The 26272-nt window shown below is 50.6% G+C and carries 46 protein-coding genes and 1 pseudogene; 40 read left to right on the top strand and 7 right to left on the bottom strand.

Features of this window, described 5'->3' with window-relative positions; all coding sequences use genetic code 11:
* The 3 genes and pseudogenes from tuf to bfr form a co-directional block, all read left to right on the top strand.
* Nucleotides 1-183, top strand: a pseudogene (gene tuf, locus ACOTZP_RS22945) (elongation factor Tu); the annotation flags it as partial.
* Between the two features lie 177 nt (nucleotides 184-360).
* On the top strand, nucleotides 361-555 hold the full coding sequence (bfd, locus tag ACOTZP_RS22950; RefSeq protein WP_003863268.1) for a bacterioferritin-associated ferredoxin: 195 nt from the start codon (nucleotides 361-363) through the stop codon (nucleotides 553-555).
* Between the two features lie 72 nt (nucleotides 556-627).
* On the top strand, nucleotides 628-1104 hold the full coding sequence (bfr, locus tag ACOTZP_RS22955; RefSeq protein WP_003863270.1) for a bacterioferritin: 477 nt from the start codon (nucleotides 628-630) through the stop codon (nucleotides 1102-1104).
* On the opposite strand, the gene ACOTZP_RS22960 is transcribed toward bfr, so the two are convergent.
* Complete coding sequence (locus tag ACOTZP_RS22960) at nucleotides 1088-1561, bottom strand: prepilin peptidase (protein ID WP_058677623.1); 474 nt, start codon at nucleotides 1559-1561, stop codon at nucleotides 1088-1090. The two genes, bfr and ACOTZP_RS22960, sit on opposite strands and share 17 nt — an antisense overlap.
* A gap of 380 nt (nucleotides 1562-1941) precedes the next feature.
* Between ACOTZP_RS22960 and rpsJ the strand changes: the two genes are divergently transcribed.
* The 31 genes from rpsJ to ACOTZP_RS23115 all read left to right on the top strand — a co-directional run bounded on the left by rpsJ (nucleotide 1942) and on the right by ACOTZP_RS23115 (nucleotide 16771).
* Nucleotides 1942-2253, top strand: a complete 312-nt coding sequence (rpsJ, locus tag ACOTZP_RS22965) for a 30S ribosomal protein S10 (protein ID WP_001181005.1) — start codon at nucleotides 1942-1944, stop codon at nucleotides 2251-2253.
* 32 nt (nucleotides 2254-2285) lie between these two features.
* Complete coding sequence (gene rplC / locus ACOTZP_RS22970; protein ID WP_006178923.1) at nucleotides 2286-2915, top strand: 50S ribosomal protein L3; 630 nt, start codon at nucleotides 2286-2288, stop codon at nucleotides 2913-2915.
* A gap of 10 nt (nucleotides 2916-2925) precedes the next feature.
* A complete protein-coding gene (rplD, locus tag ACOTZP_RS22975; RefSeq protein WP_000424395.1) occupies nucleotides 2926-3531 on the top strand; it encodes a 50S ribosomal protein L4 in 606 nt (201 codons plus the stop codon).
* Nucleotides 3528-3830 (top strand): 50S ribosomal protein L23, encoded by a 303-nt coding sequence (rplW, locus tag ACOTZP_RS22980; RefSeq protein WP_000617546.1) that lies wholly within the window; start codon nucleotides 3528-3530, stop codon nucleotides 3828-3830. Before rplD ends, rplW begins: the two co-directional genes overlap by 4 nt.
* Nucleotides 3831-3847: 17 nt before the next feature.
* Nucleotides 3848-4669 (top strand): 50S ribosomal protein L2, encoded by an 822-nt coding sequence (rplB, locus tag ACOTZP_RS22985; RefSeq protein WP_000301859.1) that lies wholly within the window; start codon nucleotides 3848-3850, stop codon nucleotides 4667-4669.
* A gap of 16 nt (nucleotides 4670-4685) precedes the next feature.
* Nucleotides 4686-4964 carry a 30S ribosomal protein S19 gene (gene rpsS / locus ACOTZP_RS22990; protein WP_001138117.1) on the top strand — a complete coding sequence of 93 codons (279 nt, stop codon included), beginning with the start codon at nucleotides 4686-4688 and terminating at the stop codon, nucleotides 4962-4964.
* 14 nt (nucleotides 4965-4978) lie between these two features.
* Complete coding sequence (gene rplV, locus ACOTZP_RS22995) at nucleotides 4979-5311, top strand: 50S ribosomal protein L22 (protein ID WP_002919773.1); 333 nt, start codon at nucleotides 4979-4981, stop codon at nucleotides 5309-5311.
* A gap of 17 nt (nucleotides 5312-5328) precedes the next feature.
* A complete protein-coding gene (rpsC, locus tag ACOTZP_RS23000) occupies nucleotides 5329-6030 on the top strand; it encodes a 30S ribosomal protein S3 (protein WP_000529945.1) in 702 nt (233 codons plus the stop codon).
* 12 nt (nucleotides 6031-6042) lie between these two features.
* The gene (rplP, locus tag ACOTZP_RS23005) at nucleotides 6043-6453 is read left to right on the top strand and encodes a 50S ribosomal protein L16 (protein ID WP_002919759.1); all 411 of its coding nucleotides are present in this window, start codon (nucleotides 6043-6045) and stop codon (nucleotides 6451-6453) included.
* Nucleotides 6453-6644: a 50S ribosomal protein L29 gene (gene rpmC, locus ACOTZP_RS23010; protein WP_003863282.1), complete on the top strand. Its 192-nt coding sequence runs from the start codon at nucleotides 6453-6455 to the stop codon at nucleotides 6642-6644. Before rplP ends, rpmC begins: the two co-directional genes overlap by 1 nt.
* Complete coding sequence (gene rpsQ / locus ACOTZP_RS23015) at nucleotides 6644-6898, top strand: 30S ribosomal protein S17 (RefSeq protein ID WP_002438707.1); 255 nt, start codon at nucleotides 6644-6646, stop codon at nucleotides 6896-6898. Before rpmC ends, rpsQ begins: the two co-directional genes overlap by 1 nt.
* 166 nt (nucleotides 6899-7064) lie before the next feature.
* Nucleotides 7065-7436, top strand: a complete 372-nt coding sequence (gene rplN, locus ACOTZP_RS23020) for a 50S ribosomal protein L14 (protein WP_002919748.1) — start codon at nucleotides 7065-7067, stop codon at nucleotides 7434-7436.
* Nucleotides 7437-7446: 10 nt separating this feature from the next.
* The gene (gene rplX / locus ACOTZP_RS23025; protein WP_003863287.1) at nucleotides 7447-7761 is read left to right on the top strand and encodes a 50S ribosomal protein L24; all 315 of its coding nucleotides are present in this window, start codon (nucleotides 7447-7449) and stop codon (nucleotides 7759-7761) included.
* A gap of 14 nt (nucleotides 7762-7775) precedes the next feature.
* The gene (gene rplE / locus ACOTZP_RS23030; protein WP_022649589.1) at nucleotides 7776-8315 is read left to right on the top strand and encodes a 50S ribosomal protein L5; all 540 of its coding nucleotides are present in this window, start codon (nucleotides 7776-7778) and stop codon (nucleotides 8313-8315) included.
* 14 nt (nucleotides 8316-8329) lie between these two features.
* Entirely contained in the window at nucleotides 8330-8635 is a 306-nt protein-coding gene (rpsN, locus tag ACOTZP_RS23035) for a 30S ribosomal protein S14 (RefSeq protein ID WP_003863291.1), read from the top strand.
* Nucleotides 8636-8665: 30 nt separating this feature from the next.
* Nucleotides 8666-9058 carry a 30S ribosomal protein S8 gene (gene rpsH / locus ACOTZP_RS23040; protein WP_006178918.1) on the top strand — a complete coding sequence of 131 codons (393 nt, stop codon included), beginning with the start codon at nucleotides 8666-8668 and terminating at the stop codon, nucleotides 9056-9058.
* A gap of 12 nt (nucleotides 9059-9070) precedes the next feature.
* The gene (gene rplF, locus ACOTZP_RS23045) at nucleotides 9071-9604 is read left to right on the top strand and encodes a 50S ribosomal protein L6 (RefSeq protein WP_003863296.1); all 534 of its coding nucleotides are present in this window, start codon (nucleotides 9071-9073) and stop codon (nucleotides 9602-9604) included.
* Nucleotides 9605-9613: 9 nt separating this feature from the next.
* The gene (gene rplR, locus ACOTZP_RS23050) at nucleotides 9614-9967 is read left to right on the top strand and encodes a 50S ribosomal protein L18 (RefSeq protein ID WP_003863297.1); all 354 of its coding nucleotides are present in this window, start codon (nucleotides 9614-9616) and stop codon (nucleotides 9965-9967) included.
* A gap of 14 nt (nucleotides 9968-9981) precedes the next feature.
* Nucleotides 9982-10482, top strand: coding sequence for a 30S ribosomal protein S5 (gene rpsE / locus ACOTZP_RS23055; protein ID WP_003863299.1), 501 nt, complete (start codon nucleotides 9982-9984; stop codon nucleotides 10480-10482).
* A gap of 6 nt (nucleotides 10483-10488) precedes the next feature.
* Nucleotides 10489-10668, top strand: coding sequence for a 50S ribosomal protein L30 (rpmD, locus tag ACOTZP_RS23060; RefSeq protein ID WP_003863301.1), 180 nt, complete (start codon nucleotides 10489-10491; stop codon nucleotides 10666-10668).
* 3 nt (nucleotides 10669-10671) lie between these two features.
* Complete coding sequence (gene rplO, locus ACOTZP_RS23065; RefSeq protein ID WP_014885468.1) at nucleotides 10672-11106, top strand: 50S ribosomal protein L15; 435 nt, start codon at nucleotides 10672-10674, stop codon at nucleotides 11104-11106.
* A gap of 7 nt (nucleotides 11107-11113) precedes the next feature.
* A complete protein-coding gene (gene secY / locus ACOTZP_RS23070; RefSeq protein ID WP_003863305.1) occupies nucleotides 11114-12445 on the top strand; it encodes a preprotein translocase subunit SecY in 1332 nt (443 codons plus the stop codon).
* A 31-nt stretch (nucleotides 12446-12476) separates the two neighbouring features.
* Complete coding sequence (gene rpmJ / locus ACOTZP_RS23075) at nucleotides 12477-12593, top strand: 50S ribosomal protein L36 (protein ID WP_000868187.1); 117 nt, start codon at nucleotides 12477-12479, stop codon at nucleotides 12591-12593.
* A 146-nt stretch (nucleotides 12594-12739) separates the two neighbouring features.
* A complete protein-coding gene (gene rpsM / locus ACOTZP_RS23080) occupies nucleotides 12740-13096 on the top strand; it encodes a 30S ribosomal protein S13 (RefSeq protein WP_003863308.1) in 357 nt (118 codons plus the stop codon).
* Between the two features lie 16 nt (nucleotides 13097-13112).
* Complete coding sequence (gene rpsK, locus ACOTZP_RS23085) at nucleotides 13113-13502, top strand: 30S ribosomal protein S11 (protein ID WP_003863312.1); 390 nt, start codon at nucleotides 13113-13115, stop codon at nucleotides 13500-13502.
* A gap of 32 nt (nucleotides 13503-13534) precedes the next feature.
* Complete coding sequence (rpsD, locus tag ACOTZP_RS23090; protein WP_003863314.1) at nucleotides 13535-14155, top strand: 30S ribosomal protein S4; 621 nt, start codon at nucleotides 13535-13537, stop codon at nucleotides 14153-14155.
* Nucleotides 14156-14180: 25 nt separating this feature from the next.
* Nucleotides 14181-15170, top strand: coding sequence for a DNA-directed RNA polymerase subunit alpha (locus ACOTZP_RS23095; protein ID WP_002919219.1), 990 nt, complete (start codon nucleotides 14181-14183; stop codon nucleotides 15168-15170).
* Between the two features lie 40 nt (nucleotides 15171-15210).
* Nucleotides 15211-15594: a 50S ribosomal protein L17 gene (gene rplQ / locus ACOTZP_RS23100; protein ID WP_001216368.1), complete on the top strand. Its 384-nt coding sequence runs from the start codon at nucleotides 15211-15213 to the stop codon at nucleotides 15592-15594.
* Nucleotides 15595-15701: 107 nt separating this feature from the next.
* Nucleotides 15702-16070, top strand: coding sequence for a DUF1992 domain-containing protein (locus ACOTZP_RS23105; protein ID WP_022649586.1), 369 nt, complete (start codon nucleotides 15702-15704; stop codon nucleotides 16068-16070).
* A gap of 2 nt (nucleotides 16071-16072) precedes the next feature.
* Nucleotides 16073-16498 (top strand): Zn(2+)-responsive transcriptional regulator, encoded by a 426-nt coding sequence (gene zntR, locus ACOTZP_RS23110; protein ID WP_003863328.1) that lies wholly within the window; start codon nucleotides 16073-16075, stop codon nucleotides 16496-16498.
* Between the two features lie 57 nt (nucleotides 16499-16555).
* On the top strand, nucleotides 16556-16771 hold the full coding sequence (locus ACOTZP_RS23115; RefSeq protein WP_022649585.1) for an alternative ribosome-rescue factor A: 216 nt from the start codon (nucleotides 16556-16558) through the stop codon (nucleotides 16769-16771).
* Here the strand turns inward: ACOTZP_RS23115 and mscL are convergent, their stop codons facing one another.
* The 5 genes from mscL to def form a co-directional block, all read right to left on the bottom strand.
* Entirely contained in the window at nucleotides 16772-17185 is a 414-nt protein-coding gene (mscL, locus tag ACOTZP_RS23120; RefSeq protein WP_003863335.1) for a large-conductance mechanosensitive channel protein MscL, read from the bottom strand.
* Nucleotides 17186-17331: 146 nt separating this feature from the next.
* Nucleotides 17332-18708 carry a Trk system potassium transporter TrkA gene (gene trkA, locus ACOTZP_RS23125; RefSeq protein ID WP_003863337.1) on the bottom strand — a complete coding sequence of 459 codons (1377 nt, stop codon included), beginning with the start codon at nucleotides 18706-18708 and terminating at the stop codon, nucleotides 17332-17334.
* A gap of 22 nt (nucleotides 18709-18730) precedes the next feature.
* Nucleotides 18731-20017, bottom strand: a complete 1287-nt coding sequence (gene rsmB, locus ACOTZP_RS23130; protein WP_271075402.1) for a 16S rRNA (cytosine(967)-C(5))-methyltransferase RsmB — start codon at nucleotides 20015-20017, stop codon at nucleotides 18731-18733.
* Nucleotides 20018-20069: 52 nt separating this feature from the next.
* Complete coding sequence (gene fmt / locus ACOTZP_RS23135) at nucleotides 20070-21017, bottom strand: methionyl-tRNA formyltransferase (RefSeq protein WP_271075401.1); 948 nt, start codon at nucleotides 21015-21017, stop codon at nucleotides 20070-20072.
* Between the two features lie 24 nt (nucleotides 21018-21041).
* Nucleotides 21042-21551 carry a peptide deformylase gene (def, locus tag ACOTZP_RS23140; protein ID WP_006812188.1) on the bottom strand — a complete coding sequence of 170 codons (510 nt, stop codon included), beginning with the start codon at nucleotides 21549-21551 and terminating at the stop codon, nucleotides 21042-21044.
* Between the two features lie 127 nt (nucleotides 21552-21678).
* Here def and dprA point away from each other — a divergent pair, with 127 nt between their 5' ends.
* From dprA to ACOTZP_RS23170, 6 genes are read left to right on the top strand one after another with little or no spacing between them, the layout of a single operon-like run.
* Entirely contained in the window at nucleotides 21679-22803 is a 1125-nt protein-coding gene (gene dprA / locus ACOTZP_RS23145) for a DNA-protecting protein DprA (protein WP_271086594.1), read from the top strand.
* Nucleotides 22775-23248, top strand: a complete 474-nt coding sequence (smg, locus tag ACOTZP_RS23150; protein WP_000460665.1) for a DUF494 family protein Smg — start codon at nucleotides 22775-22777, stop codon at nucleotides 23246-23248. The genes dprA and smg overlap by 29 nt, the downstream gene beginning before the upstream one ends.
* A gap of 26 nt (nucleotides 23249-23274) precedes the next feature.
* A complete protein-coding gene (locus tag ACOTZP_RS23155; RefSeq protein WP_023298754.1) occupies nucleotides 23275-23829 on the top strand; it encodes a type I DNA topoisomerase in 555 nt (184 codons plus the stop codon).
* Nucleotides 23822-24394 carry an L-threonylcarbamoyladenylate synthase type 1 TsaC gene (tsaC, locus tag ACOTZP_RS23160; protein WP_022649580.1) on the top strand — a complete coding sequence of 191 codons (573 nt, stop codon included), beginning with the start codon at nucleotides 23822-23824 and terminating at the stop codon, nucleotides 24392-24394. The genes ACOTZP_RS23155 and tsaC overlap by 8 nt, the downstream gene beginning before the upstream one ends.
* A gap of 4 nt (nucleotides 24395-24398) precedes the next feature.
* Entirely contained in the window at nucleotides 24399-25217 is an 819-nt protein-coding gene (gene aroE / locus ACOTZP_RS23165; RefSeq protein WP_271075399.1) for a shikimate dehydrogenase, read from the top strand.
* Nucleotides 25214-25462: a DUF1488 domain-containing protein gene (locus tag ACOTZP_RS23170; RefSeq protein ID WP_271075398.1), complete on the top strand. Its 249-nt coding sequence runs from the start codon at nucleotides 25214-25216 to the stop codon at nucleotides 25460-25462. Before aroE ends, ACOTZP_RS23170 begins: the two co-directional genes overlap by 4 nt.
* On the opposite strand, the gene ACOTZP_RS23175 is transcribed toward ACOTZP_RS23170, so the two are convergent.
* Nucleotides 25438-25992, bottom strand: coding sequence for a gamma carbonic anhydrase family protein (locus ACOTZP_RS23175; RefSeq protein ID WP_003863357.1), 555 nt, complete (start codon nucleotides 25990-25992; stop codon nucleotides 25438-25440). The two genes, ACOTZP_RS23170 and ACOTZP_RS23175, sit on opposite strands and share 25 nt — an antisense overlap.
* Between the last annotated feature and the right edge of the window lie 280 nt (nucleotides 25993-26272).

A 26272-nucleotide genomic window follows, 5' to 3' on the forward strand; every position in this document is an offset into this window, starting at 1 on the left:
ACAACTGACGTGACCGGTACCATCGAACTGCCAGAAGGCGTAGAGATGGTAATGCCAGGCGACAACATCAAGATGGTTGTGACTCTGATCCACCCAATCGCGATGGATGACGGTCTGCGTTTCGCAATCCGTGAAGGCGGCCGTACCGTTGGCGCGGGCGTTGTTGCTAAAGTTCTGGGCTAATTAATTATCCCTGAAATAAAAAGGACGCTTCGGCGTCCTTTTTTGTTTTCTGCCGTTGGGCATTGTCATAAAAATTCGCATTTTTTGCTTTCTCCCGCCACGTATTCCGACGCCCATGCTATTGTAATCATAACCATTCTCACTTACACTTTGCGCATATTTTGAACGGGAGTCTTTATGTACGTTTGTTTATGTAATGGTGTAAGCGACAAAAAAATTCGTCAGGCCGTTCGCCAGTTTCAACCACAATCTTTCCAGCAGCTTCGTAAGTTTGTTCCGGTGGGAAATCAATGCGGTAAATGCGTTCGCGCAGCGCGTGAGATCATGCAGGACGAATTGATGCAGATCCCGGAATTCAAAGAGATCGCGTAAGCCTCCATCTTTTTTTTGACATCCCCGTAGCCCGATCTACGCTTCAATGAGTGGAAGCGGAGGGACTATATAATGAAAGGTGATGTTAAAATCATAAGTTATCTCAATAAATTATTGGGAAATGAGCTTGTCGCAATCAATCAGTATTTTCTCCATGCAAGAATGTTCAAAAACTGGGGACTGACTCGCCTCAACGATGTTGAATACCATGAGTCCATTGATGAAATGAAACACGCCGATAAATATATTGAGCGTATTTTATTCCTCGAAGGCATTCCTAACCTACAGGATCTCGGAAAACTGGGCATCGGAGAAGATGTTGAAGAGATGCTGCGTTCTGATCTCCGGCTAGAGCTGGAGGGTGCAAAAGACCTGCGTGAAGCCATTGCCTATGCGGACAGCGTACATGACTACGTCAGCCGGGATATGATGATCCAGATCCTGGCCGATGAAGAAGGGCACATCGACTGGCTTGAGACCGAACTGGATCTTATTAGCAAAATTGGCCTACAGAACTACCTTCAGTCACAGATCAAAGTGGAAAGTTAATCAGGCTTTCCCAGCCAACGCATAAACCCGCTGCCGCCAGAAATGGCCCAAAAGGCAGTGGGTTTTTTAATGCCTGCTTATCAGGGTTGAACAACGAGAAACCAACCAGATACAGCAGAGCCATTAACGCGGCCACTAATGCCAGTACTGGCAGTACACACCAGCCATGCCATGCTCCCAGCGCCGCCAGATATTTTATGTCGCCATACCCCATCCCTTCACATCGGCAGATGAGTCGATATCCCCAATAGATAACGGCGAATCCGGCGTATCCTGCGGTCGCACCCAGTACCGCGCTCGGCAAAAAATCAGGATGAATACAAAGCTGGTAGAGCAGGCCCGTCCATAGCAGCGGGCAAAGGAATTTATCGGGAAGCAGCCCCGTGCGAATATCGGTGCGTACAAGCAAGGCCGATAACGCAAAATAGATCAGCAGAAAGGGGAGGGACATTAGCATAGCGAGAGCCTCAAAATGGTTTGAGCGCATACTCGTAATAATCTGCATGCCCGGCAATGTGTAAAAACACCAATTGCGCAGCGGCTTCAGACAAAGAGTTGAGAAGGGATACTTTGCATAAAAAATTGCGAGGCCTTACGCAGAGTACGACTTTGGCGCTTAATTTCTAAACGGCACTTGCGTCTTTCGCTGATTTACGTATAATGCGCGGGCTTGTCGTAATTGACGGCGGGTTCAATCTGAACCAGAGTAGCTCACTTTGTTACTCAACAATGCTCCCAATTGGGGAGCTACGTAAGAACGGTTACACTCTCCCATCAATCGTAATGGGTTTGAGGAGTAATCATTTTCGTTTATAAAATAATTGGAGCTCTGGTCTCATGCAGAACCAAAGAATCCGTATCCGCCTTAAAGCGTTTGATCATCGTCTGATCGATCAATCAACCGCGGAAATCGTCGAGACTGCTAAGCGCACTGGTGCGCAAGTCCGTGGTCCGATCCCGCTGCCGACCCGCAAAGAGCGCTTTACCGTTCTGATCTCTCCGCACGTTAACAAAGATGCGCGTGATCAGTACGAAATCCGCACTCACAAGCGTCTGGTTGACATCGTTGAGCCAACTGAGAAAACCGTTGATGCTCTGATGCGTCTGGATCTGGCTGCCGGTGTAGACGTGCAGATCAGCCTGGGTTAATCAGGTCATCGAGCGATTGAGAGGTTGATACAATGATTGGTTTAGTCGGTAAAAAAGTGGGCATGACCCGCATCTTCACTGAAGATGGCGTTTCAATCCCAGTAACCGTAATCGAAGTTGAAGCAAACCGCGTTACCCAGGTTAAAGATCTGGCTAACGATGGCTACCGCGCTGTTCAGGTGACCACTGGTGCTAAAAAAGCTAACCGTGTAACCAAACCAGAAGCGGGTCACTTCGCTAAAGCTGGCGTAGAAGCTGGCCGTGGTCTGTGGGAATTCCGTCTTGCTGAAGGCGAAGAGTTCACCGTAGGTCAGGACATTAGCGTTGAGCTGTTTGCTGACGTTAAAAAAGTTGACGTAACCGGTACCTCTAAAGGTAAAGGTTTTGCTGGTACCGTTAAGCGCTGGAACTTCCGTACCCAGGACGCTACTCACGGTAACTCCTTGTCTCACCGCGTTCCGGGTTCTATCGGTCAGAACCAGACTCCGGGCAAAGTGTTCAAAGGCAAGAAAATGGCAGGTCAGCTGGGCAACGAACGTGTAACCGTTCAGAGCCTGGACGTAGTACGTGTTGACGCTGAGCGCAACCTGCTGCTGGTTAAAGGTGCGGTCCCGGGTGCAACCGGTAGCGACCTGATCGTTAAACCAGCTGTGAAGGCGTAAGGGGATAGCAATGGAATTAGTATTGAAAGACGCGCAGAGCGCGCTGACTGTTTCCGAAACTACCTTCGGTCGTGATTTCAACGAAGCGCTGGTTCACCAGGTTGTTGTTGCTTATGCAGCTGGTGCTCGTCAGGGTACTCGTGCTCAGAAGACTCGTGCTGAAGTAACTGGTTCAGGCAAAAAGCCATGGCGCCAGAAAGGTACCGGCCGTGCGCGTTCAGGTTCTATCAAGAGCCCGATCTGGCGTTCAGGTGGCGTGACCTTCGCTGCGCGTCCACAGGACCACAGTCAAAAAGTTAACAAAAAGATGTACCGCGGCGCGCTGAAAAGCATCCTGTCCGAACTGGTACGTCAGGATCGTCTGATCGTTGTCGAGAAGTTCTCTGTTGAAGCGCCTAAAACTAAGCTGCTGGCACAGAAACTGAAAGACATGGCTCTGGAAGATGTGCTGATCATCACCGGTGAGCTGGACGAGAACCTGTTCCTGGCCGCGCGTAACCTGCACAAGGTTGACGTACGCGACGCGACTGGTATCGACCCGGTTAGCCTGATCGCCTTCGACAAAGTCGTAATGACTGCTGATGCTGTTAAGCAAGTTGAGGAGATGCTGGCATGATTCGTGAAGAACGTCTGCTGAAGGTGCTGCGCGCACCGCACGTTTCTGAAAAAGCGTCTACTGCGATGGAAAAAACAAACACCATCGTTCTCAAAGTTGCTAAAGACGCGACCAAAGCAGAGATCAAAGCTGCTGTGCAGAAACTGTTTGAAGTCGAAGTCGAAGTCGTTAACACCCTGGTAGTTAAAGGGAAAGTTAAACGTCACGGACAGCGTATCGGTCGTCGTAGCGACTGGAAAAAAGCTTACGTCACCCTGAAAGAAGGCCAGAACCTGGACTTCGTTGGCGGCGCTGAGTAAGTCGGAGGAGTAATACAATGGCAGTTGTTAAATGTAAACCGACATCTCCGGGTCGTCGCCACGTAGTTAAAGTGGTTAACCCTGAGCTGCACAAGGGCAAACCTTTTGCTCCGTTGCTGGAAAAAAACAGCAAATCCGGTGGTCGTAACAACAATGGCCGTATCACCACTCGTCACATCGGTGGTGGCCACAAGCAGGCTTATCGTATTGTTGACTTCAAACGCAACAAAGACGGTATCCCAGCAGTTGTTGAGCGTCTTGAGTACGATCCGAACCGTTCCGCGAACATCGCGCTGGTTCTGTACAAAGATGGCGAACGCCGTTACATCCTGGCCCCTAAAGGCCTGAAAGCTGGCGACCAGATTCAGTCTGGCGTTGATGCTGCAATCAAAGCAGGCAACACCCTGCCGATGCGCAATATCCCGGTTGGTTCTACCGTTCATAACGTAGAAATGAAACCAGGTAAAGGCGGTCAGCTGGCGCGTTCCGCGGGTACTTACGTTCAGATCGTTGCGCGTGACGGTGCTTATGTCACCCTGCGTCTGCGTTCTGGTGAAATGCGTAAAGTCGAAGCAGACTGCCGCGCTACTCTGGGCGAAGTTGGCAATGCTGAGCATATGCTGCGCGTTCTGGGTAAAGCTGGTGCTGCACGCTGGCGTGGTGTTCGTCCTACCGTTCGCGGTACTGCGATGAACCCAGTCGATCACCCACATGGTGGTGGTGAAGGTCGTAACTTTGGTAAGCACCCGGTAACTCCGTGGGGCGTTCAGACCAAAGGTAAGAAGACCCGCAGCAACAAGCGTACTGATAAATTTATCGTACGTCGCCGTAGCAAATAATTTTAGAGGATAAGCCATGCCACGTTCTCTCAAGAAAGGTCCTTTTATTGACCTGCACTTGCTGAAGAAGGTAGAGAAAGCGGTGGAAAGCGGAGACAAGAAGCCCCTGCGCACTTGGTCCCGTCGTTCAACGATCTTTCCTAACATGATCGGTTTGACCATCGCTGTCCATAATGGTCGTCAGCACGTTCCAGTCTTTGTTACCGACGAAATGGTTGGTCACAAACTGGGTGAATTCGCACCGACTCGTACTTATCGCGGCCACGCTGCTGATAAAAAAGCGAAGAAGAAATAAGGTAGGAGGAAGAGATGGAAACTTTAGCTCAACATCGCCATGCTCGTTCTTCTGCACAGAAGGTTCGCCTTGTTGCTGACCTGATTCGCGGTAAGAAAGTGTCGCAGGCCCTGGACATCCTGACCTATACCAACAAGAAAGCTGCGGTATTGGTCAAGAAAGTACTGGAATCTGCCATTGCTAACGCTGAACACAACGATGGCGCTGACATCGACGATCTGAAAGTCGCGAAAATTTTCGTAGATGAAGGCCCAAGCATGAAGCGCATTATGCCGCGTGCGAAAGGTCGTGCAGATCGCATCCTGAAGCGCACCAGCCACATTACTGTGGTTGTGTCCGATCGCTGAGACTCTGGAGACTAGCAATGGGTCAGAAAGTACATCCTAATGGTATTCGCCTGGGTATTGTAAAACCATGGAACTCTACCTGGTTTGCGAACACCAAAGAATTCGCTGACAACCTGGACAGCGATTTTAAAGTACGTCAGTACCTGACTAAGGAACTGGCTAAAGCGTCTGTATCTCGTATCGTTATCGAGCGTCCAGCTAAGAGCATCCGTGTGACTATTCACACTGCTCGCCCTGGCATCGTTATCGGTAAGAAAGGCGAAGACGTAGAAAAACTGCGCAAGGTCGTAGCGGATATCGCTGGCGTTCCTGCACAGATCAATATCGCTGAAGTTCGTAAGCCTGAACTGGACGCTAAATTGGTTGCTGACAGCATCACTTCTCAGCTGGAACGTCGTGTTATGTTCCGTCGTGCTATGAAGCGTGCTGTACAGAACGCAATGCGTCTGGGCGCTAAGGGTATCAAAGTTGAAGTTAGCGGCCGTCTGGGCGGCGCGGAAATCGCACGTACCGAATGGTACCGCGAAGGTCGCGTACCGCTGCACACTCTGCGTGCTGACATCGACTACAACACCTCTGAAGCGCACACCACTTACGGTGTAATCGGCGTTAAGGTATGGATCTTCAAAGGTGAGATCCTGGGTGGTATGGCTGCTGTTGAACAACCGGAAAAACCGGCTGCTCAACCTAAAAAGCAGCAGCGTAAAGGCCGTAAATAAGGAGCGTCGCTGATGTTACAACCAAAGCGTACAAAATTCCGTAAAGTGCACAAAGGCCGCAACCGTGGTCTGGCGCAGGGTACGGATGTTAGCTTCGGCACTTTCGGTCTGAAAGCTGTTGGCCGTGGTCGTCTGACTGCACGTCAGATCGAAGCAGCACGTCGTGCAATGACCCGTGCAGTTAAGCGTCAAGGTAAGATCTGGATCCGTGTATTCCCGGACAAACCGATCACCGAGAAGCCACTGGAAGTTCGTATGGGTAAAGGTAAAGGTAACGTGGAGTACTGGGTTGCCTTGATCCAACCGGGCAAAGTCCTTTATGAAATGGACGGTGTTCCGGAAGAGCTGGCCCGTGAAGCCTTCGGCCTGGCAGCAGCGAAACTGCCTATCAAAACCACCTTTGTAACTAAGACGGTGATGTAATGAAAGCAAAAGAGCTGCGTGAAAAAAGCGTTGAAGAGCTGAACGCTGAGCTGCTGAACCTGCTGCGTGAGCAGTTCAACCTGCGTATGCAGGCTGCAAGTGGCCAGCTGCAACAGACTCACCTGCTGAAGCAAGTGCGTCGCAATGTTGCGCGCGTTAAGACTTTACTGACTCAGAAGGCGGGTGCGTAATGACCGATAAAATCCGTACTCTGCAAGGTCGTGTTGTTAGCGATAAAATGGAGAAATCCATTGTTGTAGCTATCGAACGTTTTGTGAAACACCCGATCTACGGTAAATTCATCAAGCGTACGACCAAACTGCACGTACATGACGAGAACAACGAATGTGGTATCGGCGACAAGGTTGAAATCCGTGAATGCCGTCCACTGTCCAAGACTAAGTCCTGGACGCTGGTTCGCGTTGTAGAGAAAGCGGTTCTGTAATAGAGTACGCATTCTCAATACGAATAAACGGCTCAGCAATGAGCCGTTTATTTTTTCTACCCATATTGCAGAAGCGGTGTTATAATGCCGCGCCCTCGATATGGGGCTTTTTAACGGCTCTGATTTTAGAGTCTCAGGTAGTAGTTGACATTAGCGGAGCACTAAAATGATCCAAGAACAGACTATGCTGAACGTCGCCGACAACTCCGGTGCACGTCGCGTAATGTGTATCAAGGTTCTGGGTGGCTCGCACCGTCGCTACGCAGGCGTAGGCGACATCATCAAGATCACCATCAAGGAAGCAATTCCACGTGGTAAGGTCAAAAAAGGTGATGTGCTGAAGGCGGTAGTGGTGCGCACCAAGAAGGGTGTTCGTCGCCCTGACGGTTCTGTCATTCGCTTCGATGGTAATGCATGCGTTATTTTAAACAATAACAGCGAGCAGCCTATCGGCACGCGTATCTTTGGGCCGGTAACTCGTGAACTTCGTACTGAGAAGTTCATGAAAATTATCTCTCTGGCACCAGAAGTACTCTAAGGAGCGAATCATGGCAGCGAAAATCCGTCGTGATGACGAAGTTATCGTGTTAACCGGTAAAGATAAAGGTAAACGCGGTAAAGTAAAAAATGTTCTGTCTTCCGGCAAACTCGTCGTTGAAGGTATCAACCTGGTTAAGAAACATCAGAAGCCGGTTCCGGCCCTGAACCAACCAGGCGGCATCGTTGAAAAAGAAGCTGCTATTCAGGTTTCTAACGTTGCAATCTTCAATGCGGCTACCGGTAAGGCTGACCGTGTAGGCTTTAGATTCGAAGACGGCAAAAAAGTCCGTTTCTTCAAGTCTAACAGCGAAACTATCAAGTAATTTGGAGTAGTACGATGGCGAAACTGCATGATTACTACAAAGACGAAGTAGTTAACAAACTCATGACTGAGTTTAGCTACAATTCTGTCATGCAAGTCCCTCGGGTCGAGAAGATCACCCTGAACATGGGTGTTGGTGAAGCGATCGCTGACAAGAAACTGCTGGATAACGCAGCAGCTGACCTGACAGCAATCTCCGGTCAAAAACCGCTGATCACCAAAGCACGCAAATCTGTTGCAGGCTTCAAAATCCGTCAGGGCTATCCGATCGGCTGTAAAGTAACTCTGCGTGGCGAACGCATGTGGGAGTTCCTTGAGCGCCTGATCACTATTGCTGTTCCACGTATCCGTGACTTCCGTGGCTTGTCCGCTAAGTCTTTCGACGGTCGTGGTAACTACAGCATGGGTGTCCGTGAGCAGATCATCTTCCCAGAAATCGACTACGATAAAGTCGACCGCGTGCGTGGTTTGGATATTACCATTACCACTACTGCGAAATCTGATGAAGAAGGCCGTGCTCTGCTGGCTGCCTTTGACTTCCCGTTCCGCAAGTAAGGTAGGGTTACTGAATGGCTAAGCAATCAATGAAAGCACGCGAAGTAAAGCGCGTAGCTTTAGCTGATAAATTCTTCGCTAAACGCGCTGAACTGAAAGCGATCATTTCTGATGTGAACGCTTCCGACGAAGATCGTTGGAATGCGGTTCTCAAGCTGCAGTCTCTGCCGCGTGATTCCAGCCCGTCTCGTCAGCGTAACCGCTGTCGTCAAACAGGTCGTCCACATGGTTATGTGGGCAAGTTTGGGTTGAGCCGTATCAAACTGCGTGAAGCCGCCATGCGCGGTGAAGTACCAGGCTTGAAAAAGGCTAGCTGGTAATTACCAATTGAATCACGGGAGTAAAGACAGATGAGCATGCAAGATCCGATCGCGGATATGCTGACCCGTATCCGTAACGGTCAGGCCGCGAACAAAGTTGCGGTCACCATGCCTTCCGCCAAGCTGAAAGTGGCAATTGCCAACGTGCTGAAGGAAGAAGGTTTTATCGAAGATTTTAAAGTTGAAGGCGACACCAAGCCGGAACTGGAACTTACTCTCAAGTATTTCCAGGGTAAAGCTGTTGTAGAAAGCATTCAGCGTGTCAGCCGCCCAGGCCTGCGCATCTATAAGAAAAAAGATGAGCTGCCAAAAGTAATGGCTGGTCTTGGTATCGCAGTTGTTTCTACCTCTAAAGGTGTTATGACTGATCGTGCAGCGCGCCAGGCTGGTCTTGGTGGCGAAATTATCTGCTACGTAGCCTAATCGGAGGAAAGAATGTCTCGTGTTGCTAAAGCACCGGTCGTTATTCCTGCCGGCGTTGATGTCAAAATCGACGGTCAGGTTATTACGATCAAAGGTAAAAACGGCGAGCTGACTCGTACCCTCAACAAAGCTGTTGAAGTTAAACATGCAGATAACGCTCTGACCTTCGGTCCACGTGATGGTTTCGTGGATGGATGGGCTCAGGCTGGTACCGCGCGTGCCCTGCTGAACTCAATGGTTGTTGGTGTTACCGAAGGCTTCACTAAAAAGCTTCAGCTGGTTGGTGTAGGTTATCGTGCAGCTATCAAAGGGAATGCAGTAGGCCTGTCTCTGGGCTTCTCACACCCTGTTGAGCATCCGCTGCCGGCCGGAATCACTGCAGAATGCCCGACTCAGACTGAAATCGTGCTGAAAGGCGCTGATAAACAGCTGATCGGTCAGGTTGCAGCAGATCTGCGCGCCTACCGTCGTCCTGAGCCTTATAAAGGCAAGGGTGTTCGTTACGCCGACGAAGTCGTGCGTACCAAAGAGGCTAAGAAGAAGTAAGGTAACACTATGGATAAGAAATCTGCTCGTATCCGTCGTGCGACCCGCGCACGCCGCAAGCTCAAAGAGCTGGGTGCAACTCGCCTGGTGGTACATCGTACCCCGCGTCATATTTACGCACAGGTAATTGCACCGAACGGTTCTGAAGTTCTGGTAGCTGCTTCTACTGTAGAAAAAGCTATCTCAGAACAATTGAAGTATACCGGTAACAAAGACGCCGCTGCAGCTGTAGGTAAAGCTGTTGCAGAACGCGCTCTGGAAAAAGGCATCAGCAATGTTTCCTTTGACCGTTCCGGGTTCCAATATCATGGTCGTGTCCAGGCACTGGCAGATGCTGCCCGTGAAGCTGGCCTTCAGTTCTAAGGTAGAGGTGTAAGATGGCTCACATCGAAAAACAGGCTGGCGAACTGCAGGAAAAGCTGATCGCGGTAAACCGCGTATCTAAAACCGTTAAAGGTGGTCGTATTTTCTCCTTCACAGCTCTGACTGTAGTGGGTGATGGTAACGGTCGCGTTGGTTTTGGTTACGGTAAAGCGCGTGAAGTTCCAGCAGCGATCCAGAAAGCGATGGAAAAAGCCCGTCGCAATATGATTAACGTCGCGCTGAACAACGGTACCCTGCAACACCCAGTTAAAGGTGTTCACACGGGTTCTCGTGTATTCATGCAGCCAGCTTCCGAAGGTACCGGTATCATCGCCGGTGGTGCAATGCGCGCCGTTCTGGAAGTTGCTGGAGTTCATAACGTTCTGGCTAAAGCATATGGTTCCACCAACCCGATCAACGTGGTTCGTGCAACTATTGATGGCCTGGAAAATATGAATTCTCCAGAAATGGTCGCTGCCAAGCGTGGTAAATCCGTTGAAGAAATTCTGGGGTAATTGACCATGGCAAAGACTATTAAAATCACTCAAACCCGCAGTGCAATCGGTCGTCTGCCGAAACACAAGGCAACGCTGCTTGGCCTGGGTCTGCGTCGTATTGGTCATACCGTTGAGCGCGAGGATACTCCTGCTGTTCGTGGTATGGTCAACGCGGTTTACTTCATGGTTAAAGTTGAGGAGTAAGAGATGCGTTTAAATACTCTGTCTCCGGCCGAAGGCTCTAAAAAGGCGGGTAAACGCCTGGGTCGTGGTATCGGTTCTGGCCTCGGCAAAACCGGTGGTCGTGGTCACAAAGGTCAGAACTCTCGTTCTGGCGGTGGCGTACGTCGCGGTTTCGAGGGTGGCCAGATGCCACTGTACCGTCGTCTGCCGAAGTTCGGCTTCACCTCTCGCAAAGCAGCGATTACAGCGGAAATCCGTCTGTCTGACCTGGCGAAAGTTGAAGGCGGCGTTGTAGACCTGAATACGCTGAAAGCAGCTAACATTATCGGCATCCAGATCGAGTTCGCGAAAGTGATCCTGTCTGGTGAAGTTTCTACTCCGGTAACTGTTCGTGGCCTGCGTGTTACTAAAGGTGCTCGTGCTGCTATCGAAGCTGCTGGCGGTAAAATTGAGGAATAAGTAGCAGATGGCTAAGCAACCGGGATTAGATTTTCAAAGTGCCAAAGGTGGATTTGGCGAGCTGAAACGCAGACTGCTGTTTGTAATCGGCGCGCTGATTGTGTTCCGTATTGGCTCTTTTATTCCGATCCCTGGTATTGATGCCGCTGTACTTGCCAAACTGCTTGAGCAACAGCGAGGCACCATCATTGAAATGTTCAACATGTTCTCTGGTGGTGCTCTCAGCCGTGCTTCTATTTTCGCACTGGGTATTATGCCGTACATTTCGGCATCGATTATTATCCAGCTGCTGACGGTCGTTCATCCGGCCCTGGCAGAGTTGAAGAAAGAAGGGGAGTCTGGACGTCGTAAGATTAGCCAGTACACCCGTTACGGCACTCTGGTGCTGGCAATATTCCAGTCGATCGGTATTGCTACCGGTCTTCCGAATATGCCTGGTATGCAGGGCCTGGTATTAAACCCAGGCTTTGCATTCTATTTCACCGCTGTTGTAAGTCTGGTCACAGGGACCATGTTCCTGATGTGGCTCGGCGAACAGATTACTGAACGAGGTATCGGTAACGGTATCTCAATCATTATCTTCGCCGGTATCGTTGCGGGTCTCCCGCCGGCCATCGCCCATACTATCGAGCAAGCGCGTCAAGGCGACCTGCACTTCCTCCTGTTGCTGTTGGTTGCAGTATTAGTATTTGCAGTGACGTTCTTTGTTGTCTTCGTTGAACGTGGTCAACGCCGCATTGTGGTGAACTACGCTAAACGTCAGCAGGGTCGTCGTGTCTATGCTGCACAGAGCACACATTTACCGCTGAAAGTGAATATGGCGGGGGTTATCCCGGCTATCTTCGCTTCCAGTATTATTCTGTTCCCGGCAACCATCGCGTCATGGTTCGGGGGCGGTACTGGTTGGAACTGGCTGACAACAATTTCGCTGTATTTGCAGCCTGGGCAACCACTTTATGTGTTACTCTATGCGTCTGCGATCATCTTCTTCTGTTTCTTCTACACGGCGTTGGTCTTCAACCCGCGTGAAACAGCAGATAACCTGAAGAAGTCCGGTGCATTTGTACCAGGAATTCGTCCGGGAGAGCAAACGGCGAAGTATATCGATAAAGTAATGACTCGCCTGACTTTGGTTGGTGCGCTTTATATTACTTTTATCTGCCTGATCCCGGAGTTCATGCGTGATGCAATGAAAGTACCGTTCTACTTCGGTGGGACCTCACTGCTTATCGTTGTTGTCGTGATTATGGACTTTATGGCTCAAGTGCAAACTCTGATGATGTCCAGTCAGTATGAGTCTGCATTGAAGAAGGCGAACCTGAAAGGCTACGGCCGCTAAATGGTCGTCTGAGAAGTTACGGAGAGTAAAAATGAAAGTTCGTGCTTCCGTCAAGAAATTATGCCGTAACTGCAAAATCGTTAAGCGTGATGGTGTCATCCGTGTGATTTGCAGTGCCGAGCCGAAGCATAAACAGCGCCAAGGCTGATTATTTCGCATATTTTTCTTGCAAAGTTGGGTTGAGCTGGCTAGATTAGCCAGCCAATCTTTTGTATGTCTGTACGTTTCCATTTGAGTATCCTGAAAACGGGCTTTTCAGCATGGTGCGTACATATTAAATAGTAGGAGTGCATAGTGGCCCGTATAGCAGGCATTAACATTCCTGATCAGAAACATGCTGTGATCGCATTAACTTCGATCTACGGCGTCGGCAAGACCCGTTCCAAAGCCATTCTGGCTGCAGCGGGTATCGCTGAAGATGTTAAGATCAGTGAGCTGTCTGAAGAACAAATCGACACGCTGCGTGACGAAGTTGCCAAATTTGTCGTTGAAGGTGATCTGCGCCGTGAAATCAGCATGAGCATCAAGCGCCTGATGGATCTTGGTTGCTATCGCGGTTTGCGTCATCGTCGTGGTCTGCCAGTGCGCGGTCAGCGTACTAAGACCAACGCACGTACCCGTAAGGGTCCGCGCAAACCGATCAAGAAATAATCGGGGTGATTGAATAATGGCAAAGGCACCAGTTCGTGCACGTAAACGTGTAAGAAAACAAGTCTCTGACGGCGTGGCTCATATCCATGCTTCTTTCAACAACACCATCGTTACTATTACTGATCGTCAGGGTAACGCATTGGGTTGGGCAACAGCCGGTGGTTCCGGTTTCCGTGGTTCTCGCAAATCCACTCCGTTCGCAGCTCAGGTTGCAGCAGAGCGTTGCGCTGAAGCCGTAAAAGAATACGGCATCAAGAATCTGGAAGTTATGGTTAAAGGTCCGGGTCCGGGTCGTGAATCTACTGTTCGCGCTCTGAACGCCGCTGGTTTCCGCATCACGAATATTACTGATGTGACTCCGATCCCTCATAACGGTTGTCGTCCGCCGAAAAAACGTCGCGTATAACGCTCGTTTTTTAGGTTAGTTGGAGATAGAAAATGGCAAGATATTTGGGTCCTAAGCTCAAGCTGAGCCGTCGTGAGGGCACCGACTTATTCCTTAAGTCTGGCGTTCGCGCGATCGATACCAAGTGTAAAATTGAACAAGCTCCTGGCCAGCACGGTGCGCGTAAACCGCGTCTGTCTGACTATGGTGTGCAGTTGCGTGAAAAGCAAAAAGTTCGCCGTATCTACGGTGTGCTGGAGCGTCAGTTCCGTAACTACTATAAAGAAGCAGCACGTCTGAAAGGCAACACAGGTGAAAACCTGCTGGCTCTGCTGGAAGGTCGTCTGGACAACGTTGTATACCGTATGGGCTTCGGCGCGACTCGTGCTGAATCACGCCAGTTGGTTAGCCATAAAGCAATCATGGTAAACGGTCGTGTTGTTAACATCGCTTCTTATCAGGTTAAAGCGAATGACGTTGTTAGCATTCGTGAGAAAGCGAAAAAGCAATCTCGCGTGAAAGCCGCTCTGGAGCTGGCTGAGCAGCGTGAAAAGCCAACCTGGCTGGAAGTTGATGCTGGCAAGATGGAAGGTACGTTCAAGCGTCAGCCTGAGCGTTCTGATCTGTCTGCGGACATTAACGAACACCTGATCGTCGAGCTTTACTCCAAGTAAAGCTTAGTACCAAAGAGAGGACACAATGCAGGGTTCTGTGACAGAGTTTCTAAAACCGCGCCTGGTAGATATCGAGCAAGTGAGTTCGACGCACGCCAAGGTGACCCTTGAGCCTTTAGAGCGTGGCTTTGGCCATACTCTGGGTAACGCACTGCGCCGTATTCTGCTCTCATCGATGCCGGGTTGCGCGGTGACCGAGGTTGAGATTGATGGTGTACTTCATGAGTACAGCACCAAAGAAGGCGTTCAGGAAGATATCCTTGAAATCCTGCTCAACCTGAAAGGGCTGGCGGTGAGAGTTCAGGGTAAAGATGAAGTTATTCTTACTCTGAATAAATCTGGCATTGGCCCTGTGACTGCAGCCGACATCACCCACGACGGTGATGTTGAAATCGTCAAGCCGCAGCACGTGATCTGCCACCTGACCGATGAGAACGCAGCTATTAGCATGCGTATCAAAGTTCAGCGCGGTCGTGGTTATGTGCCGGCTTCTGCCCGAATTCATTCGGAAGAAGATGAGCGCCCAATCGGCCGTCTGCTGGTCGACGCATGCTACAGCCCTGTAGAGCGTATTGCCTACAATGTTGAAGCAGCGCGTGTAGAACAGCGTACCGACCTGGACAAGCTGGTCATCGAAATGGAAACCAATGGCACAATCGATCCTGAAGAGGCGATTCGTCGTGCGGCAACCATCCTGGCAGAACAACTGGAAGCTTTCGTTGACTTACGTGATGTACGTCAGCCGGAAGTGAAAGAAGAGAAACCAGAATTCGATCCGATCCTGCTGCGCCCTGTTGACGATCTGGAATTGACTGTCCGCTCTGCTAACTGCCTCAAGGCAGAAGCTATCCACTATATCGGTGATCTGGTACAGCGTACCGAGGTTGAGTTGCTGAAAACGCCGAACCTGGGTAAAAAATCTCTTACCGAGATTAAAGACGTGCTGGCTTCACGTGGTCTGTCTCTGGGCATGCGCCTGGAAAACTGGCCACCGGCAAGCATTGCTGACGAGTAACCGGATCACAGGTTAAGGTTTTACTGAGAAGGATAAGGTCATGCGCCATCGTAAGAGTGGTCGTCAACTGAACCGCAACAGCAGCCATCGCCAGGCTATGTTCCGCAACATGGCAGGTTCACTGGTTCGTCATGAAATCATCAAGACGACCCTGCCTAAAGCGAAAGAGCTGCGTCGCGTAGTTGAGCCGCTGATTACTCTTGCCAAGACTGACAGCGTTGCTAATCGTCGTCTGGCATTCGCCCGTACTCGTGATAACGAGATCGTGGCAAAACTGTTTAACGAACTGGGCCCGCGTTTCGCGAGCCGTGCCGGTGGTTACACTCGCATTCTGAAGTGTGGCTTCCGTGCAGGCGACAACGCGCCGATGGCATACATCGAGCTGGTTGATCGTTCAGAGAAAGCAGAAGCTGCTGCAGAGTAATCTGTAGTAACGTAAAAAAACCCGCCTCGGCGGGTTTTTTTATATCCGCAGAATCTCCACTTATCTACAATGTCTGTATCTTTTCTGCTCATCCCCTGGAGTTCATTATGTGGTTGCTCGATCAGTGGGCTGAACGCCATATTAGCGATGCCCAAAACAAAGGCGAGTTTGAAAATCTCCCCGGTAGCGGTGAGCCACTGGTGCTGGACGATGATTCACACATTCCCCCTGAATTACGAGCCGGTTATCGCTTACTGAAAAACGCAGGTTGTTTACCCCCTGAACTTCAGCAACGCAATGAAGCCGTCGAGCTTGCCGATCTGCTTAAAGGCATTCATAAGAATGACCCGCGGTACTCCGAAATCAGCCGTCGATTAGCGCTCATCGAAATAAAACTGCGCCAGACGGGAATGAATACTGACTTTTTGCATGGTGAGTACAGTGAAAGGTTAATGCAAAAAATAAACGAGGAGTAGCCATGTACCGCATAGGTGAACTTGCGAAGCTTGCTAACGTAACGCCGGATACTATCCGCTACTACGAAAAGCAGCAGATGATCGATCATGAGGTCAGAACAGAAGGTGGATTTCGCCTTTATACGGATAACGACCTGCAACGCCTTCGTTTTATCCGCTATGCCCGGCAACTCGGCTTCACGCTGGAGTCGATCCGTGAACTGCTGTCGATCCGTATCGATCCTGAACATCATACGTGTCAGGAATCTAAAAGCATCGTTCAGGCCCGGCTGGATGAAGTTGAAGGACGAATTCAGGAGCTGCAGGCCATGCAACGATCTCTACAAAGGCTGAATGACGCGTGCTGCGGTACTGCTCACAGCAGTGTTTATTGCTCAATACTGGAAGCCCTTGAACAGGGCGCCAGTAGTGAAACTCAGGGTTGTTGATTTTTTATCAGCCACGGACTAGACTCCCGCCGATATTAACTATGCTCAGGAGAAATGATGAGCCGCTATCAGCATACTAAGGGACAAATTAAGGATAACGCCATTGAGGCATTGCTTCACGACCCGCTTTTTAGACAGCGTGTTGAGAAGAACAAGAAGGGAAAAGGGAGTTATTTGCGTAAAGGTAAACATGCACAACGTGGTAACTGGGAGGCCAGTGGCAAGCAAGCTAATCGCTTTTTTACCACTGGCCTTTCTGTTTCTCTCGCCTGATTAAACGCGGTTATTCTGCTCTTTTAACAGATCGCGAATTTCAGTCAGTAAGACTTCTTCTTTAGTTGGTGCTGGCGGGGCAGCAGCCGGTTCTTCTTTTTTACGGTTAAGTCTGTTGATAAGTTTGATCGCCATGAAAATGGCAAATGCCACGATCACGAAATCAAATACGTTCTGAATGAATACGCCGTAGTGCATTACAACCGCAGGGATATCGCCCTGAGCTTCCCGAAGGGTGAAGGCGAATTGTTTGAAATCAATGCCTCCAATCAACAGTCCTAACGGCGGCATAATAATGTCGGCGACTAATGATGAAACGATCTTACCGAACGCCGCACCAATAATGACACCCACAGCCAAATCCACCACATTCCCGCGCATCGCAAATTCGCGAAATTCTTTAATAAAACTCATTATGTTCTCCTTGTGCCAGCTGACGCCTATAAGTTTAACAAATGATTAGCTAATTGCCATTGGGGATAAATAATCGTTATGAAAAATAAAAGGCATGAAAATTAGAAGGTTAATATTTGGGTGCCCTCGTCTGAGCACCCAAATCATTACAGGAAGAACGGGCTTGGCTGGAATAAACGCTCGACGTCGGTAATAAATTTTTTATCGGTCAGGAACATAATAACGTGGTCACCCTGCTCAATACGTAAATTATCATTGGCGATCATCACATCATTACCTCGCACTACTGCGCCGATAATGGTGCCTGGTGGAAGTTTAATTTCATCGATTGCGCGACCAACAACGCGTGACGTCGTTTCATCCCCGTGAGCGACGGCTTCAATGGCTTCAGCAACACCACGACGAAGAGATGACACGCCGACAATATCCGCTTTACGCACATGGCTTAGCAGGGCAGAGATGGTGGCTTGCTGGGGTGAAATAGCAATATCAATTACGCTACCCTGTACCAGATCGACATAAGCCTTACGCTGGATAAGCACCATAACTTTTTTCGCCCCCATACGTTTAGCGAGCATGGCGGACATAATATTCGCTTCGTCGTCGTTGGTGACGGCAATAAAAAGATCAACCTGATCGATATGCTCTTCGGCCAGCAATTCCTGATCCGAAGCATCGCCATAAAACACGATGGTATTCTGAAGTTTTTCAGCCAGCTCTGACGCGCGTTGTTGATCCCGTTCGATCAGCTTCACGCTGTAGTCTTTTTCCAGCCGTCTCGCCAGACCTGCGCCAATATTACCGCCGCCAACCAGCATAATACGTTTATACGGTTTTTCGAGACGCTGTAGTTCACTCATCACCGCACGGATATGCTGAGAAGCCGCAATAAAGAAGACTTCATCCCCGGCTTCTACAATGGTGGAACCTTGCGGACGAATAGGTCTGTCGTGACGGAAAATCGCCGCAACACGCGTATCGATATGTGGCATATGCTCGCGCATTGTCGACAGGGCATTACCAATCAGCGGGCCCCCGTAATAAGCCTTCACGACCGCCAGGCTTACTTTCCCTTCAGCAAAGTTCACAACCTGCAACGCGCCCGGGTACTCAATCAGACGATAAATACTGTCGATAACCAGCTGTTCAGGCGCAATAAGATGGTCGATGGGTACCGCTTCGGAATTAAACAGCTTTTCCGCATCCCGGACATAGTCCGGAGAACGAATGCGGGCGATGCGGTTTGGGGTGTTGAAAAGCGAGTAGGCCACCTGACATGCAACCATGTTGGTTTCATCAGAACTGGTTACTGCAACCAGCATGTCGGCATCGTCCGCGCCCGCTTCCCGAAGCACACGTGGATGAGAGCCGTGCCCCTGAACAACGCGGAGGTCGAACTTGTCCTGCAAAACGCGCAGGCGATCGCCATTGGTATCCACAATGGTGATATCGTTGTTTTCGCCCACGAGATTTTCCGCCAGCGTTCCGCCAACTTGCCCTGCGCCCAGAATGATAATTTTCATCTTTTGTGACCTGTTCTCAACATCACTCTTTAATTAGCTTAGCGTAAAAGAAACCATCACCCTCTTCTGCGCCCGGCAGGTTTTGCAGACCCGGGTGCTCAGGCGTTCCCGTATCGTGCAGCGTAGCGTCCGGGGTGCGTTTCAGGAAAGCCGCAATTTGCTGACTGTTCTCTTCCGGGAGAACAGAGCAGGTTGCATACACCAGGGTTCCGCCGGGTTTGAGATGCGGCCAGATGGCATCCAGAATTTCGGATTGCAACTGGGCAAGCTCCTTGATATCACGATCGCGACGCAGCCATTTGATATCGGGATGACGACGAATCACGCCGGTTGCTGAGCAGGGGGCGTCCAGCAAAATGCGATCGAACCGGGTTTCACCACACCAGTCAGCGGGTTTGCGTCCATCGCCTTGCTTAACCTGTGCTTTCATACCCAGACGCTTAAGGTTGTCATAGACGCGTGAAAGGCGCTGCTCATCAACATCCACGGCCATCACACTGGCCTGCGGCGCCACTTCCAGGATGTGCGTTGTTTTCCCCCCTGGCGCTGCACAGAGATCGAGGATCTGCTCCCCGTCTTTCGGCTCAAGCCAGGTCATGCAGCCCTGAGCAGATGCGTCCTGTACCGTTACCCAGCCCTCTTCAAAACCGGGTAATGCATGTACCGGTGCAGGGGAGGCTAAACGAACCGCATTAGGATAAGCAGCGTGTGTGAAGCCGCTCATTCCGGCCTCTTCCAGCAGGGCCAGCCATGCGTCGCGTGTATGATGGTTACGATTGACGCGTAACCACATCGGCGGACGTTGATTATTGGCATTCACAATGTCTTGCCATTGCTGTGGGTAGGCTTTTTTAAGGCGATTCAGCAGCCATTCAGGGTGAAGGAAGCGCGCTTCGCTTTGCGCAAATTCTGCCAGCAGTTCGTCCTGCTGACGCTGGAACTGACGCAGCACGCCGTTGATCAATCCTTTTAGCTGAGGACGTTTAATCGCAACGGCACCCTCCACTGTCTCGGCCAGCGCAGCATGAGGTGGAATGCGGGTATGAAGAAGCTGGTAGAAACCGACCATGATCAAATAATGCACGGTACGCTGCTTGCCGCTCATCGGGCGTGACATCAGCTTGTTAATCAACCACTCAAGCTGAGAGAGGGTGCGCAGCACGCCAAAGCACAGCTCCTGAAGCAGGGCTTTGTCTTTATCGGAAACCTTTTGTTGCAGTGGAGGCAGGACATTACTCAGTGACTGGCCCTGCTCGATAACCTGCTCAACGGCCTGAGCCGCCATAGTGCGTAGATTTTGTCTTTTCATAACCGTAAAAATAAAAATGCCCGGAAACACCGGGCCTTAAGGATAAATTTGTTCAGGCAAGGCGATTGCCAGGGATGAACCATTCACGACGAGAATTTAATAGATCCTGCGCGCTCATTGCCTTTTTACCGGCCGGTTGCAGCGATTCAAGATTCAGTATCCCTTCTCCGGTCGCAACCTGGATACCGTTTTTGCTGGCGTCGATAATCGTACCGGGCTCTGCCGATGCATTGCCGTTAATAACTGAAGCTTTCCAGACTTTCACTGGCTGCTCATCAATCATCAACCAGCTCATCGGCCATGGATTAAAGGCGCGGATGCAGCGTTCGAGTTGAGCTGCTGACAGGGACCAGTCGATCCGGGCTTCTTCTTTACTCAGTTTCTCAGCATAGGTCACCTGGGCCTCATCCTGCACTTCAGGTGTCGCTGTATTGTCAGCAAGCTGTTGCAGCGTCTCAATTAGCCCCTGCGGGCCGAGATCCGCCAGCTTGTCATACAGCGTGGCGCTGGTATCTTCTGCGGTGATGGGACACGCCAGTTTATACAGCATGTCGCCCGTGTCTAAACCTACGTCCATCTTCATGATTGTCACGCCAGTTTCAGCATCGCCTGCCCACAGAGCACGCTGAATAGGAGCTGCACCACGCCAGCGTGGGAGCAAAGAACCATGAACGTTCACACAGCCCAGGCGGGGCATATCGAGTACCGCTTTCGGCAGAATGAGGCCGTAAGCCACAACTACCATCACGTCCGCGTTCAGGTCTGCCACTAACTTCTGGTTTTCCTCAGGTCGTAATGACGCAGGCTGGAAAACCGGTAAACCATGTGTTTCTGCCAGTACCTTAACCGGGCCAGGTATCAGTTTTTTACCGCGGCCAGCCGGACGGTCCGGCTGAGTAAATACGCCAACAATCTGATGGCCAGACGTTAACAGCGCGTCGAGATGACGCGCTGCAAAATCAGGGGTACCCGCGAAGATTATACGTAGTGATGTAGACACGTTATTCCTTGTATCCGGGGGGCGTTAAGCGCGAGAACGCAAACGATCCAGTTTCTCAACTTTCTGACGAATACGCTGTTGCTTCAGAGGTGAGAGGTAATCGATAAACAGTTTACCGACCAGGTGATCCATCTCATGCTGAATGCAAATCGCCAGCAGATCGTCGGCTTCCAGCTCAAACGGATTGCCGTCACGATCCAGTGCGCGGATTTTAACTTTTTCGGCACGTGGCACCAAAGCGCGCTGTTCAGGGATAGACAGACAGCCTTCCTCAATACCTGTTTCGCCGCTTTTTTCCAGCAGCTCAGGGTTGATCAGCACCAGGCGCTCATCACGATTTTCAGAAACGTCGATCACAATAATACGTTTGTGAATGTCTACCTGGGTCGCGGCAAGGCCAATGCCTTCTTCAGCGTACATGGTATCGAACATATCATCGACGATACGCTGAATTTCTGCATTCACTTCTTTAACCGGTTCCGCGACGATGCGAAGGCGCTCGTCAGGAATATGTAACACTTGCAAAACTGCCATAAATTTCCAGAGTCGTGTTCAGGAGTTGATAAGAATATTACTTCTATTCTAGACAAATCCCCGGTCGATTGACAGCATCAGTGACCAATCGCAAAGATTGCTGAGGCTGCTTATGGCAGGGAAAAGGATGACGTCCACAGAGGTATGGTTACGGCTTATAAACATCGGGTCGTTATACGGTGATGCGATGCTGGAGATTGCGCAGAGGCTGCTTCGCCAGGCAACCGTCGATGCTGAAGCTGTCAACGCGTCAGGGCTTTCGCCCAAACATGCCGTAAAGTTTTTTTCGTTCAGTGAGAGTGAGCTTGAACGTAGTCTGGAATGGCTGGAACACGCCGACAACCACCTTCTCACGGCGGATGATCCTCGCTTCCCGCCATTGTTGCGTTCTATCCCTGATTTTCCCGGGGCGCTATTTGTGCGAGGCCGCGTTGACGTGCTTAATAGCATGCAGCTTGCGGTTGTGGGCAGCCGTGCGCACTCGTGGTACGGCGAGCGTTGGGGGAAAATGCTGAGTGAACAGCTATCCCAATGTGGCTTTACGATCACCAGTGGCCTGGCTTGCGGCATCGACGGTGTAGCACATCATGCGGCGTTGTCCGCAAAAGGGCGAAGTGTCGCCGTGCTTGGCAATGGTCTTTTTAGTCTCTATCCACGTCGTCATCATATTCTGGCTGAGCAACTTATTGCTTCAGAGGGGGCACTAGTGTCTGAGTTTTCACTCTCAACACCGCCCAGACCGGGTAACTTTCCACGGCGTAACCGGATCATCAGTGGGTTAAGCCAGGGTGTGCTGGTGGTCGAAGCTGCGATTCGGAGTGGATCGCTGGTTACCGCAAGGTGTGCACTGGAGCAGGGGCGTGAAGTTTTTGCGCTGCCCGGCCCGTTGGGGAACCCCGGCTGCGAAGGCCCTCACTGGCTGATAAAACAGGGGGCGACGCTGGTGACCTGCAAAGAAGATATCCTTGAAAATTTGCAGTATGGACTGCATTGGTTGCAGGATGATCTCCAAAAGCGACATATTTCATCGGATCAGGAGGCAGTAGCATTGCCATTTCCCAAGCTCCTGGCTAACGTAGGAGATGAGGTAACACCTGTTGACGTTGTCGCTGAACGTGCCGGCCAACCTGTGCCAGTAACGGTAGCACAGCTACTCGAACTGGAGTTAGCAGGGTGGATCGCAGCTGTACCCGGCGGCTATGTCCGATTAAGGAGGGCATGCCATGTTCGACGTACTGATGTATTTGTTTGAGACTTACATCCACAACGAAGCAGAAATGCAGGTGGATCAGGACAAATTAACACGGGATCTGACCGACGCAGGTTTTGAGCGGGAAGATATATATAATGCGTTGATGTGGCTGGATAAGTTGGCTGATTATCAGGACGGCCTCGCCGAACCGATGCAGCTTGCTTCTGACCCATTGTCTGTGCGCATCTATACAGCTGAAGAGTGTGAAAGGCTGGATGCCAGCTGCCGGGGATTCATTTTATTCCTCGAGCAGATTCAGGTGCTAAACCTCGAAACGAGAGAGATGGTGATAGAGCGCGTCATGGCGCTGGATACTGCTGAGTTTGAACTGGAAGATCTGAAATGGGTGATCCTGATGGTTCTGTTCAACATTCCAGGCTGTGAAAATGCCTATCAGCAAATGGAAGAATTACTCTTTGAAGTGAATGAAGGTATGCTGCATTAATTCTATGTGCAGCAACAAGAGTTGTTATGGCCAAATCAGCACTCTTCACGGTGCATAAAAACGAGCCCTGCCCACAGTGCGGGGCAGAACTTGTTATTCGGTCCGGGAAACACGGTCCGTTTCTCGGTTGTTCACACTATCCGGAATGTGATTATGTCCGTCCCCTGAAAAGCCAGGCGGATGGACATATCGTCAAAATTCTGGAGGGACAGCTTTGTCCTCTCTGTGGCGGTGAACTGGCGCTGCGGCAGGGGCGGTTCGGGATGTTTATCGGATGCAGCCGCTACCCGGAGTGTGAACATACGGAACAAATTGATAAGCCAGATGAAACGGCAATTGCCTGCCCTCAGTGCCAGCGTGGCCAATTGGTGCAGCGGCGCTCTCGTTATGGCAAGACCTTCCATTCATGCGATCGCTATCCTGAATGCCAGTTCGTCATCAATTTCAAACCAGTAGCGGGCGTCTGCTCTCATTGCGATTATCCGTTACTTATAGAGAAGAAAACCGCGCAAGGCTTGAAACGCTTTTGCGCCAGTAAACAATGTGGAAAGCCGGTTTCGGCGGATCAAATCAGTGAATAATAACCTGCCATCAGGCTCCATCGCGCAGGCGGTGGAAATCCTGAAAAAAGAAGAAGTCATCGCCTATCCAACAGAAGCCGTTTTCGGGGTCGGGTGTGATCCTGACAGCGAAGTCGCTGTTAACCGTCTGCTGGCGCTAAAACAGCGGCCTGTCGAAAAAGGATTGATTTTGATCGCTGCGAACTACGAGCAGCTTAAGCCTTATATTGATGATTCCATGCTGACACCTGCACAGCGGGAAACCATTTTCTCTGCGTGGCCTGGTCCCGTGACGTTTGTTTTTCCTGCACAGCCGACAACGCCGCGCTGGTTAACCGGGCGTTTCGATTCACTCGCGGTACGTGTCACCGACCATCCGCTGGTGGTGGAGTTATGCCAGGCATTTGGTAAACCTCTGGTTTCAACCAGCGCCAACCTGACCGGGCTTCCCCCTTGTCGGACAACCGAAGAAGTTCTGGCGCAGTTCGGGAATGATTTCCCGGTAGCCGTGGGTGAAACCGGTGGTCGTCTTAACCCGTCAGAAATTCGCGATGCCTTGACCGGCGAACGTTTTCGCCAGGGATAATGTGATGGAAACCTATGCTGTTTTTGGTAACCCGATCGCGCACAGCAAGTCGCCTCTGATCCATCGGCTGTTTGCGGAGCAATTGCATATAGATCACCCGTATGGTCGGGTTCTTGCGCCTGTTGATGCATTTATACCGACGCTGAATAGCTTTTTTGATGCGGGTGGTAAAGGTGCGAACGTCACGGTGCCTTTTAAAGAAGAGGCTTTCGGGCGTGCGGATGAGCTGACCGAGCGTGCGTCGCTCGCTGGTGCCGTCAATACTCTTAAGCAGCTCGAAGATGGTCGCCTTCTGGGCGATAACACCGATGGCATAGGTTTACTCAGCGATCTGGAGCGACTGTCGTTTATTAAACCAGGCTTTCGGATCCTGCTGATCGGTGCGGGTGGCGCGTCGCGCGGCGTATTGCTTCCTCTTCTTTCGCTGGATTGTGCGGTGACAATCACCAACCGTACTTTCTCCAGAGCAGAAGAGCTGGCGGCGTTGTTCGCACACACAGGCAGCGTAGCTGCGGTAGCACTTGAGGATCTCGCGGGTCACGAATTTGATCTTGTGATTAATGCCACCTCAAGCGGTATTAATGGAGAGATCCCGGCGATTCCTGTGTCCCTGGTTCATTCCCACATCTACGCCTATGACATGTTTTATCAAAAAGGGAAAACGCCATTTCTGACCTGGTGCGAACAACAGGGGGCAAAACATGTGGCTGATGGTCTGGGCATGCTGGTGGGGCAGGCGGCTCATGCGGTGCTACTCTGGCATGGCGTGTTACCTGCTGTAGAACCGGTGATCGAAAAGCTGAAACAGGAACTGTTGGCATGAATCAGGCGATTCATTTTCCCGACAGAGAAATCTGGGATGAAAACAAGCAAGCGGTGTGTTTCCCGGTGCTGGTGCATGGAATGCAGCTCACCTGTGCGATTAAAGGGGAGACGTTGCATCAGCGCTTTGGTGGTTCAGATCCATTAGCGGTCTTTTGCGAAAATCGCTGGGATCTGGAAGAGGAAGCCAGCGATTTGATCCGCGATCAGCATGAAGACGATCAGGGTTGGGTCTGGTTATCCTGATCCAGATAGTCATTCTTCCATTTAACGTAATTGTTCGCTGAGTATTTCAATCCTTCGATCTCCGCCTCTTTTAGGGGGCGGATCTGTTTAACCGGACTGCCTAAATAGAGATAGCCACTTTCCAGGCGTTTGTTTTGCGGAACTAGGCTTCCTGCGCCAATCATTACGTCATCTTCTACTATGACGCCATCCAGCAAAATCGATCCCATCCCAACGAGAACCCTGTTACCGATTGTGCAGCCGTGGAGCATTACTTTATGACCGACGGTAACATCTTCCCCAATGATGAGCGGATTGCCCTCAGGGTTATAAGATGACTTATGAGTCACATGCAGCACGCTGCCGTCCTGAATATTGGTGCGTGCACCGATTGCAACATAGTTAACATCGCCCCGGATCGCGACGAGTGGCCAGATGCTGACATCATCGGCCATGCGAACATCACCAATGACCACGCTGCTGGCATCGATCATCACGCGATCGCCTTTTTGGGGGAACAGATCTTTATAAGGACGTAATACTGCAAACATATCTACCTCGATACAGATGAGCGCTATTAAAGAAGACTTTGATCGTATTCCTGGATCGAGGCAAGGCAAAATGCGTCAATTTTTAAGCGGATCGGGTGGGTTTTCAGCGAAAAGCACGGAAAATCATCAGTTGGAAAAAAAGATCTAAAAAATACTTGTGCTAAAAACTGGGATCCCTATAATGCGCCTCCATCGACACGGCGGATGTGAATCACTTCACAAACAACCCGGTCGGTTGAAGAGAAAAAATCCTGAAAATCAGGGTTGACTCTGAAAGAGG

This window comes from Enterobacter cloacae complex sp. SYL001 (genome assembly GCF_049237025.1).
Classification (GTDB): domain Bacteria; phylum Pseudomonadota; class Gammaproteobacteria; order Enterobacterales; family Enterobacteriaceae; genus Enterobacter; species Enterobacter intestinihominis.